We start from the raw sequence: 13,202 nt of genomic DNA, 5'->3' as shown, positions 1-13,202 counted from the left end.
TCCTTGCAAGACTGCTTGGATGGTATACCATTTCCACAATGCGGTTTGGTGGGGCCTTGTCAATGGTGCCTGCCTGAAGGGGAAAGTCATGGCACAGAACAAAACCATAGGATTCATTGGCGTCGGCTTCATGGGTCATGGCATGGCCTGCAATTTGATGAAGGCGGGCTATCCAATGTGGGTCAAAGGCAACCTTAATCGCACGCCGATTGACAGCTTGGTCGCGAAGGGCGCGCTAGAAGCCGCAACCCCGCGCGAGATGGCACAGCACTGCGATATCATTCATTTGTGCTTGTCAAACTCGCCTCAGGTCGAAGCGGTGATCCGTGGCGAAGACGGTATTCTTGCAGGCGCACGCGATGGGCTGGTCGTGATTGACACGACGACCGCAGATCCGACCTCGACAGTGGTTTTAGCCAGTGAACTAGCCGCAAAAGGTGCCACCATGGTCGATGCCCCTTTAGGACGCACGCCAAAGGAAGCAGAGGCCGGCACGCTGGATACTATGGTCGGGTGCGATGCGGATACGTTTGCGTTGATTAAACCTGTGCTGCAGTGCTGGGCCGGTAACATCACGCATGTCGGGCCGACGGGTAACGGGCATAAGATGAAACTGTTGATGAACTTCATTTCGATGAGCTACGCCGCCCTTTATGCCGAGGCCACTGTGCTTGGCGCAGCCGTTGGCTTGCCACCTGCAAAGACACGCGAGGTGATAGGATCAAGTCGATTGGCAAACGGATTCTTTGATACCTTCATGACCTATGCGGTTGATCGGGATCGTGAGGTTCACAAGTTCACAATCGAGAATGCCGCAAAGGACCTGCGCTATGTCAACGCGATGGCGGCAGATGCAGGGCTGGTCAACATCATGGCTGGTGCGGCGAAACACTACTTCACGCATGTCGAAGCGATCGGAAAGGGTGGTGACTTCGTCCCGATGCTTATTGATCACGTGGGCCGGATGAATGGTTTGGACATGGAGGTCGAGGCTGCGAAGGGTCGCGACTAGAGGGAGAAGACAATGCTGAGCGCTGACCAAAAGGCTGCCTATGACAAGGACGGCTATCTGGTACTTGACGGCTTCATATCGGGTGAACAACTGACCCGGATGCAGGCTGCCACAGACCGGCTGATCGACGCGTCCCGCAACGTGAGTGAGAGCGATGAAATTTACGATCTCGATAAGGGGCACGGGCCGGATAATCCGCGACTGACCCGGATCAAACTGCCGCATAAGCGTGACCAGATTTTTGAAGACGTTTTGAAACGGTCTGCATTGACCGAAGTGCTGACCGATCTGCTGGGCCCGGATACAACACTGATCACTTCGAAGCTGAACACGAAGGCCCCGGGTGGAGGTGCGGCCGTAGAGTGGCATCAGGATTGGGCTTTTTACCCGCATACAAACGACGATCTGCTGGCGTTTGGGGTCTTGCTGGAAGACGTGGATCTGGACAACGGACCTTTGATGGTAATTCCCGGCACGCACAAAGGTCCGATCCTAAGCCATCATACAAGCGGTGTGTTCAGCGGCGCGATCGACCCTGATGATCCGCTGTTCACGCTCGAAAAGGCCGTAACGCTGACCGGAAAAGCGGGCACCGTCACCGTCCATCACGCCAGAATTCTGCATGGCTCCGCACCAAATAAGTCAGACCGGGCGCGCAAAATCTTGTTCTTCGAGTGCGCGGCTGGTGATGCGTGGCCGATCCTTGGGGCCAGCAGCTATATCCATGCCCTTGGACAGCGCTTGTTTTGGGATGACCTTCAGGATCGTCAGATTACCGGATCACCGTGCCTTGCACCAAGACTTGCTCTGGTCCCCGTCACGATGCCTCTTCCGCCGGCACCGGACAACTCGTCGATTTTCAGAATGCAGCAATCTGGCGGTGCAAAAAGCGCGTTTAAGTGATCAATCCTCGATCACTGCGCGCCCGTCAGCCAGCATTTCTACGATCTTCGCTTGCTCACTGAAACCTGCTTTTACCTTCGCCTCAAGCGAGATTTCGGCCGCGCGCACGGCGTCAAGTCTGGCAATCACCGTGTCAATCTGCGCGTGGGGGACGACCACGACACCATTTTCATCAGCGACGATTATGTCCCCGCTTTCGACGGTCTGCCCACCGACACTTGCACCGTAGCCGACCCTGCCGGGACCGGTCGCGTAGGGAGAGTTGGGATTCAATCCGCTACACCAGGCAGGCAGGCCGACATCGCGGATGCCTGTCAGATCGCGCATTGGTCCGTCCGTGACGAAACCGGCACCGCCTTTGTTGCGTATCATCGCGAGCACCATGTCACCAGCAGCTGCAACAGTCTGACCACCGCGCATGGCTGCTATGATGACATCCCCCGCTTGCATGATATGTACCGCTCCTAATGTCGCGAGATTCCCCTCTGGCCCATTTTCAGCAACGATTGCGCAACCGACGATATGGGCGTCCAACAGGGGCGAGATAGCTGTTCCCATACCTCCGCGGCCGTCCATCGCATCGCAAACAAAACCTGTCGGTACGTCGCGAAACGCAGCGACTTGCTTTGCTGTTGGCCGCGCGAAACCTTCACGGATACTCAGAAGTCTTGGGTCTTCAATCATGGCTCGCCCTTTCAGGGATAGTTAGAAATTCGCGAAGGTGCTGAAATTTGCTTGCTTTTGGTATACCAAATTGACAGCCTGCAACAACGCCGTAAATCAAAAGGGAGAGACCTCCATGCCATCCATTCTTATCACGGGCGCGGGTAGCGGCGTCGGGCGCGCCACGGCACATGCGTTTTTGGCGGACGGCTGGCAGGTGGGACTGGTCGGTAGACGCGCCGCGCCCCTTGAAGAAACGGCAGCAGGCCAAGAGGCTGCTATGGTTTTGCCTTGCGATGTCACAAATGAAGACGAGGTTGACAGCACTTTTGGCAAAGCCGCAGCAAAATGGGGCCGGATCGATGCGATGTTCAACAACGCCGGAGTCAGTTTGGGTGGGGCACCGATTGATGAACTTGCCGTCGAAGATATCCGCCACCTTCTGGACGTGAACATCATGGGCGCGGTCATTGCAGCGCGCGCAGCATTTGGTCTGATGCGCAAACAAGACCCGCAGGGTGGACGCATTATTAACAACGGGTCAGTTTCGGCTTATGTGCCACGGTGGGGCTCGGCACCGTATACAGTCTCCAAGCATGCCATAACAGGTCTGACCCGGACGCTTTCATTGGACGGGCGACCCTTCAATATTGCCTGCGGGCAAATCGACATCGGCAATGCTTTGACAGAAATGGCGGCCAAGATGACCAAGGGCGTTCCGCAGGCAGATGGATCGATGGCCGTCGAGCCGGTTATGGACGTTGCCCACGTCGCCAAGTCAGTGCTCCATATGGCGCAATTGCCACTTAATACGAACGTTCAGTTCATGACTGTTATGGCCACGAATATGCCCTTCATTGGAAGAGGATAGCCAATGCTAATGCAGGATCAGGTCGCGGTTGTCACAGGTGCAGCGCAGGGTATTGGTTTCGCTGTCTCCACTTTGCTGTCCTCGCGCGGTGCGCGCGTTGCTGGTTGGGATATTGACCCTGACCATCACGACGCAATGGCGGGCCTTGCGGGGCCGGGTACCGGCACTGCCTTTCAGTGTGACATCACTGATGTTGCGTCGGTCAAGTCCGCCTATGCAGCGACGTGTGACCAATTGGGTGTGCCGACGATCCTTGTGAACAGCGCTGGAATTGCCGGACCAAATGCGCCGGTCGAGACGTATGATATTGATGCATGGCATACGGTGATCGATATCAATCTGAACGGCACGTTCTACGTGAACCGGGTCTGCGTGCCAGGAATGAAGGAAAAAGGCTATGGACGTATCCTGAATATTGCGTCGATCGCAGGCAAAGAAGGCAATCCGAATGCATCGGCCTATTCCGCGTCAAAGGCGGCAGTGATCGGTTTCACCAAATCATTGGGTAAGGAGTTGGCTGGCATGGATATCGCTGTGAACTGCGTTACCCCAGCGGCTGCACGCACGCGCATCTTTGATCAGATGAGTGCCGAGCACATCGACTATATGCTGTCAAAAATTCCACGGGGGCGGTTCTTGGAAGTCAAGGAAGCTGCAGAAATGATCGTTTGGGCGGTTTCACCCGAAAACAGTTTCACGACCGGTGCAGTCTTTGATTTGTCAGGTGGTCGCGCGACCTATTGAACGGTGCGTGGAAGGCACAGTTGATTTCTATTCGGCGCTGTCCATTGGACAATTGCTGCGATTGACATGCCGAGCGGGGGTCAAGACCCTCGAATCGCTATCTCATCCAAAAGAAACTGTCCGGGTGTCGTATTGCAAACGATACGGTTGTTGCAGATAGCTTGGTTCGCTCTGCTTGGCATCACTTGCTAAGCAAAGGAGCCAGACCATGCCTGCTGGACAATCGATGATCGACTACAGGGACAACATCAGCCGCATCACTGGTGAACTGGATGACCTGAGCGCGAGCCTTGATGAATTCGCGGGCACGCTCAAAACGGCGTCGGACGTTGTCGGCTTCGTAGACAAGTCCGGAGACAAAGCAGGTAAAATCCGGAAACTAATCGACAAGCAGTTGAAGCTGCTCGAAGCTACAGAAAAGGCTGGCCCGCTCAGCAGCGTGTCGAAGGTTTTCAAGACGCTTTTGGAAAGCATTGCGCGACCCGCGATGAAAGCAATTGAGGAGCAGGTCGAGAAACTCAACAACATTGGCAAAGGGTCTAAGGAGAAGGGCGAGTTTCTGGCTGATCTAAAGTCGGCCCTGATTGACGCGGCTGACGCACTTGAACTTGTTTCCGAAAAGGTGGCCGAAGCAAAGGATCAGGTCAACGAACACACTGCGACGCTTGACGATACGATTGCGGCGATTGACGCAGCAACGGATGGCGGGCGTACGACGTTCATTACCGGTGCGGATTGGGCTAGCCATTACGCGGACCTTTCGGCCGAAATTGACTCGCAGCTTGCCAATCGTAACGCAGCGATTGATCCTTTGGTTGACGTCTACGAAACGCTAACCGGTCGTGTCACTACGATCCAGCGCACGATGGATTCAGCCAAACTTGATACTGCGCAATTTGGCACTGCAGAATTGGAGAAAATTGCCGGTGTTTTCAATCTGCTTTCTGGACCTCTTGAAGCTGCAGCCGCTGCACTAGAGCCGATCAAACCCCTGTTGGACGCAGCCGGGGTCGTGTTTGACCTGTTTGTTCAACCGGTACTGGACTTTCTGACTGATACTTTGGGCATCAAGCAGCTCCTGATTGATCTCGAAGTGGAGATCAACGCGCTCCTCACCCTTCCTGACGGGATCGAGTTAAAGAACTTTCTGGACGGTCTTGTGTCAAATGCACAAGACATGGCCGATTTGCTAGATGCGTTCAATGTCGACAATTTCGGCATTTTCAGTAGCACCAACGGAATTGAAACAGGATTCCTTGTTGATCTTGAAACCGCAATCTTCGGTGACGCTGTCGGAAAAGCCAACACGGATTCAAACTCTGGTCCGACGTGGTATGGAACCTCAGATATTGACTTAATCGACCTGAGTGGCCGGTCGGGCGGCAAAGGTGTTCTGTTCGATGGTAAGGATGGAAAAGACAACATCACAGGCACCAATGCGAACGATATTTTCGTGGCGAGTGAGGGGGACGACGTTCTTGATGGAGCCGGCGGAATTGACCTGATCTACTTTGATGGGAACTTCGGGGAATACGAAATTCTGGTGAATGAAGATGATGGCTCCATCGTCATCACCCACGTCAAGCCACCCGAAGGAAGCAGGAAGCAAGGGGCTGAGACGCTCTCGAATTTCGAGTATGTCGTCTTTCGAAATATTGCGTTTGAGGTTGCGACATTGGAAGACGCCGTCACCGGCGGCTCCATTCTGCAAGGTAACGAAGATGTGGACGACTTGATGTTCCTAAGTAGCTTTGGGCAAACAGTCGATGGCTTCTACGTTGCCGATGGGCAAAGCGGCGATGACACCATTTTTGGATCGACTGAAGACGACCGACTGATCGGCGGACTTGGCAATGATGTCTTCATTCCGGGTATGGGCGACGACGAAATATACGGCGGTCGTGGTCGGGATACGTTCCAGGTTCTGAACAACGATGACCCTAACAGTGAATTCACGGTCGATCTGATCGCGGGACAGTCGGTGTCGAAAAATACTGACGCCGAAGGTGATGACGTCCTTTACAGTATCGAAAACGTCATTCTGCAGGACGGTGGCCGTCTGAGTGTTCACCGGGTCAAGGGATCAGATCGCGCGAACTCTTTATTGACCGCCGAGGGCACAGACCTGGTAGAAGGGCGCGGCGGAAACGACGTTCTCGACACAAGAGGCGGTGACGATATCCTGATCGGCGGTGCCGGAATTGATCTGCTTCTGGGTGGCAAAGGAAATGATCTCCTGATTGCGGGAGACGCATCTGTTGCTGGTAAATCAGAGCACTACGACGGCGGCACGAACACTTCGGTCGGTGACGGTTTGGGTTATTCGCGCAATGGATTTGTCTACAAAGACCTTCAGTTTGTCGGTGAAGGAAGCAGCCCAATTAACCGTAATGATCTGACTTTCCTGCTGAACAACACCACTGCCGCATCCGGACCACTCCGGATTATTGCTGACACCGGAACCATCGAGCACCTTGATAGCCGCGGTCGTGTCATCGCGACAGATACCGCAGTGGGAATCGAAAAGTTTGCAGGCTCTGATGCGGATGATGTCATCTATGGCGCTGTCGGTACGCGTGAACGATCAATCGAGATTCACGGTGCCGATGGCAATGACACCCTCTATTCAAATGGTGCGAGTGTTACTTGGGGCGGTGATGGTGCCGATCTTATTTACGCGAGTTCTCTTGATGACAGTCAGAACATAACGCCGCTTTTCTATGGCGGCGGAGGTCGCGAAATTGATACGTTGAATCTGACGCAACTGGATGACGTGCGCTGGAAGCTGACGTCACAGGGGACGGGGCCAACTGGCAGGATTTATCTTGTTGAGGCTTTTACCACAAGCGAAACAGGATCCTTATCTTCATCGCAACGATCATACAGCGCGAATGCACATGACATCGAAAAGTTCGTTCTAAGTGAGAACGATGACGAGATTTCGATGATTCTTGATGGCACCCAAATCGGTGATTTCGACGGTCGTGGTGGAGATGACTTACTGATTGTGAAAGGCGGCCAGGCGATTTTCGATGGCGGCGATGGAGATGACGTTGTCAGTTTTGAAGGTGGCGGCCATGGGTCTGTTTCAGGCGGGGCTGGAAGCGATCGTGTGTCGTTTAACACAACGCTTAACGGCGAGTATCAAATCACTGATTTGGGTGCTGGTGATGATTTTGCCTTACTGCAGCGCTATGGCAGCTTTGATGTTGATCAGGCGACGATTGCAGGTGGAACGGGCTATGACACAATCGTTTTTGATCCGATTTCCAATGCATCGATTACGGTGGATGTGGCGGCCGGAACGGCGGCTAGTTCGAATAACAGCATCATCGGAAAATTTGCGGGCTTCGAACTTGTAGTCGGCTCCAACCAGAACGACACCATGAATGGCGACGCTGGCAACAACCAATTCGTCGGGCGGGCGGGTGTCGATATCGTCAAAGGCCGCAATGGAAATGATACCATTTTCGGCGGCGATGGAGCGGATTCTCTTTATGGGGACAATGGAAACGATACGCTACACGGCGGACGCGGAGCGGATATTCTTCACGGTGGTGACGGCATTGATACGGCGTCTTACGCAACCGTGCATCTTGGCGGCCCAGAGGGAGAAGCCATCATCAGTCGCTTTGCTGGTGTATCGGCCAGCATCAAAACCGGCAGAGCTTCTGACGGGAGTGGAATTGACCTTCTTAATGGCATCGAAAACCTTATTGGCTCGATTTACGATGACAAGCTCGAAGGCAATGCACTGGCAAATGTCTTGTCGGGGGATGAAGGCGACGACGTTCTCATCGGTCTTGGGGGTGACGACGCTCTCTTATTGGAAGACGACGACATTGCGCTGGGCGGCACTGGAGACGATGCTTTCTTTGCTAACGAAGGCAGCTACCTGATCAATGGCGGGTCGGGGGTCGATACGCTGGATTTCAGTTCGCTTCGCGGGTCAGTCACATTCTCTTCTTCTTCGCAATTTACGACCACTGTGACGGTCCAGAAGCCCGTCTGGTTTGACAACGGGCAGGACGAAGCCCGCAATGGGCTGACGCCGCAAATGGTGCTGGAGACTGATCTTCTATTTGCGAATGACGCAGCCGATCTTGCGCGCGTTGTGCCCGACACGCAGAGCTTCGAAATCAGATTGGCAACCGAGACAAAGCTGTTTGAAAGCACAGCAGCGAGCATCGAAAAAATCGTTGGTTCGGATGGTGATGACACTTTGGTGGGACGCGATGGTTTTACGGTCGATATGCTTGATCTCAATGCTGGGTCGGAACAGAAACAGTATGCAGAACTGGTCAATTTCGACATGCCGACTGCGTCCCTGTCCGCCGAGGTGCTCTTTCAAAGCGCAGATGAAGTCGACCCCGTAACGGGGCTGATCCCGTTCCTGTCCTATGCCGTCCCCAGTGACAATGAGGCCTTGTTGATCTTTGCATACACCGAAGGCAGTTTTAGCGGCGATATTGGTGTTAGGATCAACGGAACAAACCAGCTCACCGGTATTCCGTCATCAGTGATCCTTGATGGCGAGTTGCACCGTGTATCCGTCACCTATGACAGCAGCAACGGGCAAGTGAAGACGTTTCTTGATGGCGCACTTATCCATACCGGTTCGACAGGTAGTGGTGGCATTTCGTCTGGTGGAACGCTCGTTTTTGGTCAGGAGCAGGACGGGCTTGGCACCGGCTTCAATCTCAATAACCTCGGACGTGGCCAAGTGGCTGATATCCGTATTTGGGATGATGTCAGAACTGACGCAGAAATTGCAGCCAACGCGTTTCGCCATCTCGACAATCCCAGCACCCAAGCAAACCTCGCCGCGAATTGGCGGCCCGATCTGGCCAATCCGAACCAGATCGAAGATGCGGCAGGTGGCCCCGCGCTGACGCTTCGCAGTTTTGATGGCAGCCCGTTGCCAGGAATAACGCGCTTTGTAACTGGTCGTGACGACCACATTTCAGACGGTACCGGTGACGACACCGTTTCATTAGGCGCGGGTGACGACTACGTCCGCGTCGGCGGCGGTGCTGACAGCTTTGATGGTGGATCCGGGACTGACTACATCAGTTATTACGGCAGCAAGAACGGTGTATTTATCAATCTCGATAAGAACTCTGTATCCCGGTCCTGGGCCCAGAACGACAACATCAAAGATTTCGAAGGTGCATCGGGTTCGCGCACGGGTGACGATACGATTTACGGCACCGCCGGAGCGAACACGATCCGCACTTATGGCGGCGATGATCGGGTCTATGCCGGCAGAGGATCCGACAGGGTTGAACTTGGCTCGGGCAACGACTTTGTCCGAGTCGGTGGAGGCAGGGAAACCTTTGAGGGCGGGTCAGGCACGGATTACATCAGCTACTACGCCAGCTCAGGCGGGATCACGGCAAACCTCGCAACTGACGAAATCTCTGGCTCATGGGCAACCAATGACGTGATCAAGGATTTCGAAGGCATCTCTGGTTCAAAAACGGGCGGCGACAGTATCACTGGTACATCGGGCGCAAATACGATCCGTACGTACGGCGGCGACGACAAGGTCGCCGCAGGTGGTGGCGCAGACAAGGTGTTTCTTGGCGATGGCGACGACTATGTCCGCGTTGGCGGCGGAAGGGAGACCTTCGAGGGCGGATCTGGCAGGGACTACATCAGCTATTTCGACAGTCCGGACGGGATCAGGATCGACCTGCGCGATGACGAGGTTAGCAAGGCGTGGGCCACCAATGACAAGATTGCAGATTTCGAAGGTGCCTCAGGATCGCGAACCGGAGATGACACCATGTTGGGAACAAACGGAGCGAATGTTCTCAGGTCCTATGGCGGCGACGACAAGCTTTACGGACGCGGTGGCGCGGACAGGCTTTATGGTGGAGATGGCAAGGACTTCATGGACGGCGGGTCGGGGTCTGATTTGCTTTATGGTGGTGCAGGCGCGGATGTTTTTGAATTCGATCGTGGTGAAGGTGTTGATATCGTGAAAGACTTTCAGAACAACGTCGATACGGTCGTCCTCGACGGATTTGATCTTACAAAGGCCGAGGCACTGGATCTGGCAAAGCAAGTCGGATCAGATGTCGTGTTTGACTTTGGCAGCGGTGGCAAGCTGACAATCGAAGAGGTCACGGTCAACCAATTGGTTAATGATCTTGAGATGGGCTAGCGCTGCGCCAAAGACCCCATGTGCGGAGTGTTAGGCAGTGCAGCACACGCTTGATGAAACATCTCCAGAAAGATTCAGTTGATTTTGAGTAATCAGCCGTGGTTCAGTTGCAGCATACCTTGGCAATAAAGGCATTGCGCGCTGCTGCTTGGGGGAGCGGAGCAGTCTGTTCAAATTTCAGGTCGAATTGGCCCGAAGCGTGCAACCGGCTTCAATCCGTATGTCATCAGGCGGCGCGCCGCCAAAGCCGTGGGATAAGTCATGCTTCATAACGATAAACTGGAACAGTGGGACCGAGACAACTTCTTTCATCCCTCCACACATCTTGCCGAATTTGCGCGGGGTAATCTGCCCAATCGGGTCATCAAGGGCGGCTCTGGGTGTCATATTGAGGACCGTGATGGCAATCGAATGCTTGATGCATTCGCCGGCCTTTATTGCGTGAATGTCGGCTATGGGCGGCCCGAGATAGCAGAGGCCATCGCCGAGCAGGCAAGGGAACTGGCCTACTACCATTCATATGTCGGGCACGGCACAGAAGCGTCGATCACGCTTGCAAAAATGGTGCTGGATCGCGCCCCCGATCACATGTCCAAGGTTTATTTCGGTCTATCGGGATCGGACGCGAACGAAACCAACATCAAGTTGATCTGGTACTACAACAACATCCTTGGTCGGCCGCAGAAAAAGAAGATCATTTCACGTTGGCGTGGCTATCATGGGTCCGGGCTTATGACCGGATCGTTGACAGGGTTAGAACTGTTTCACAAGAACTTCGATCTGCCACTGACGCAGGTGCTTCACACCGAGGCCCCATATTATTTCCGCCGTGACAATCTGGACCAAACCGAAAGTGAGTTCGTTGCATATTGCGTGGCCGAACTCGAGGCGATGATCACTCGCGAAGGGGCTGACACGATTGCCGCCTTTGTAGGCGAGCCACTTTTGGGTACCGGCGGGATCGTGCCGCCACCAGCAGGTTATTGGCCCGCGATACAAGCCGTTCTTGACCAGCACGACATACTTCTGGTCGCAGACGAAGTTGTGACAGGTTTCGGACGCCTGGGATCGATGTTCGGATCCGACCATTACGGAATGCGCCCTGATCTGATAACAATCGCAAAGGGGCTGACATCGGCCTATGCGCCACTGTCCGGGTCTATCGTTTCGGAAAAAATGTGGGCCGTTTTGGAACAAGGCACTGATGAAAACGGTCCGATCGGGCACGGCTGGACCTATTCGGCGCATCCTATCGGCGCGGCCGCGGGCGTGGCCAACCTAGAATTGATCGACAAGCTTGGTCTGATTGAAAACGCCAGGAACGTAGGGGCGTATCTGAACGCAGAAATGCATGCGGCGCTCGCAGATCATTCCCATGTCGGGGACGTGCGCGGCGAAGGCATGATCTGCGCGGTCGAGTTCGTCGCGGATAAGAAAAACCGCACGTTCTATAACGCCAGTGAAAAGATCGGGCCAAAAATTGCGGCAAAGCTGCTGGAGCAGAACAAGGTCATCGCCCGGGCCATGCCACAGGGCGATATTCTTGGATTTGCGCCTCCGTTCTGTCTGACCCGTGACGATGTGGACCAAATCGTTTCCGCGACCCGGCAAGCGATTAAGGGTATTCTGGGCTAACCCGTGAAGGAGCAAGGTTATGACCGCGCAGGTTTCTGCTTTCGAGACGTCTGAATATGTCCACCGCATCGCCAAGACCAGGGTGGCGATGTTGGACGCAGGGCTTGATGCGATTTTTGTTACTGACCCGTCCAATCAGGCTTGGTTGACTGGATATGACGGGTGGTCCTTTTACGTCCATCAGGGTGTCATCCTCATGCAAGAGGGCGAGCCGATCTGGTGGGGTCGCCATATGGACATGATGGGCGGTCGTCGGACCTGCTGGATGCAGCATGAAAATATCCTTGGCTACGGCGATCACTTTGTGCAGTCGACGGCGATCCACCCGATGCAAGACCTTGCAGTGCACCTGAAACGTCTTGGCTTGGACCGCGCCCGGATCGGGGTCGAAATGGAGAATTACTATTACTCCGCCAAAGCCCATGCCGTACTTACCGAAGAACTGCCTGACGCAAAGCTAATCGATGCGACCGCGCTGGTGAACTGGCAACGGATTGTCAAATCGGAGGCCGAGATCGGCTTCATCCGTAAAGCGGCGCGGATTTCTGAGAAGGTGATCCGGACGGCGATTGAGCGCGCAGCACCCGGCGTGCGCAAAAACGATCTTGTAGCAGACATAATGCATGCGGGGATTTCCGGGGTCGAAGGCGATTGGGGCGATTACCCGGCAATCGTACCTCTGACACCGTCAGGGCTGGATGCGACCGCCGCCCATCTGACATGGGACGGCACGCCTATGCGGGAAGGCGAAGCGACGTTCTTTGAACTCTCGGGATGTTATCGCCGCTATCACGCTCCGCTTTGCCGCACCGTATTTCTAGGCACGCCGCCCGATGAGATGTTGCGCGCGGCAGAGGCGCAAATGGAGGGTATTGACGCGGGCCTTGTTGCCGCACGCGCTGGCAACCGAACTTGTGATATTGCGAACGCTTTCATGAGCGTGCTAGCCAAACATGGTATCGAACGCTCTGGACGCATGGGCTATTCGGTCGGTCTCAGTTATCCGCCGGATTGGGGAGAACGCACAGCCTCTATCCGCAGCGAAGACGAAACTGTTCTGGAAGCCGGGATGGTCTTTCACTTTATGCCCGCCCTTTGGATGGATAGCTGGGGGTTGGAGACGACCGAAACAATCCTGATTCAGGACGACGGTCCGGCCATGCCACTTTGCAATATCGAACGCGAATTGTTCGTGAAGAGTTGAT

At 54.6% G+C, this 13,202-nt stretch carries 8 protein-coding genes; 7 read left to right on the top strand and 1 reads right to left on the bottom strand.

Annotated features, from left to right (window positions below):
* Positions 1-88 precede the first annotated feature (88 nt).
* Together BMY44_RS11440 and BMY44_RS11435 are read left to right on the top strand one after the other, a co-directional pair.
* Entirely contained in the window at positions 89-1,012 is a 924-nt protein-coding gene (locus tag BMY44_RS11440) for an NAD(P)-dependent oxidoreductase (protein WP_089994879.1), read from the top strand.
* Positions 1,013-1,024: 12 nt separating this feature from the next.
* On the top strand, positions 1,025-1,915 hold the full coding sequence (locus BMY44_RS11435; protein WP_089994151.1) for a phytanoyl-CoA dioxygenase family protein: 891 nt from the start codon (positions 1,025-1,027) through the stop codon (positions 1,913-1,915).
* On the opposite strand, the gene BMY44_RS11430 is transcribed toward BMY44_RS11435, so the two are convergent.
* Entirely contained in the window at positions 1,916-2,599 is a 684-nt protein-coding gene (locus BMY44_RS11430) for an RraA family protein (protein WP_089994149.1), read from the bottom strand.
* 115 nt (positions 2,600-2,714) lie between these two features.
* Between BMY44_RS11430 and BMY44_RS11425 the strand changes: the two genes are divergently transcribed.
* The 5 genes from BMY44_RS11425 to BMY44_RS11405 all read left to right on the top strand — a co-directional run bounded on the left by BMY44_RS11425 (position 2,715) and on the right by BMY44_RS11405 (position 13,201).
* Positions 2,715-3,449 (top strand): SDR family oxidoreductase, encoded by a 735-nt coding sequence (locus BMY44_RS11425; RefSeq protein WP_089994147.1) that lies wholly within the window; start codon positions 2,715-2,717, stop codon positions 3,447-3,449.
* 3 nt (positions 3,450-3,452) lie between these two features.
* On the top strand, positions 3,453-4,193 hold the full coding sequence (locus BMY44_RS11420; protein ID WP_089994145.1) for an SDR family NAD(P)-dependent oxidoreductase: 741 nt from the start codon (positions 3,453-3,455) through the stop codon (positions 4,191-4,193).
* A gap of 208 nt (positions 4,194-4,401) precedes the next feature.
* The gene (locus BMY44_RS11415) at positions 4,402-10,362 is read left to right on the top strand and encodes a LamG-like jellyroll fold domain-containing protein (RefSeq protein ID WP_089994142.1); all 5,961 of its coding nucleotides are present in this window, start codon (positions 4,402-4,404) and stop codon (positions 10,360-10,362) included.
* 261 nt (positions 10,363-10,623) lie between these two features.
* Positions 10,624-11,997, top strand: a complete 1,374-nt coding sequence (locus BMY44_RS11410; protein WP_089994141.1) for an aspartate aminotransferase family protein — start codon at positions 10,624-10,626, stop codon at positions 11,995-11,997.
* A 19-nt stretch (positions 11,998-12,016) separates the two neighbouring features.
* Positions 12,017-13,201, top strand: coding sequence for a M24 family metallopeptidase (locus BMY44_RS11405; RefSeq protein WP_089994138.1), 1,185 nt, complete (start codon positions 12,017-12,019; stop codon positions 13,199-13,201).
* Position 13,202 lies beyond the last annotated feature (1 nt).

Source organism: Cognatiyoonia koreensis (assembly GCF_900109295.1).
Classification (GTDB): Bacteria; Pseudomonadota; Alphaproteobacteria; order Rhodobacterales; family Rhodobacteraceae; genus Cognatiyoonia; species Cognatiyoonia koreensis.
The sequence above is the reverse complement of the archived record's forward strand: the minus strand, read 5'-3'. Positions and strand labels throughout refer to the sequence as shown.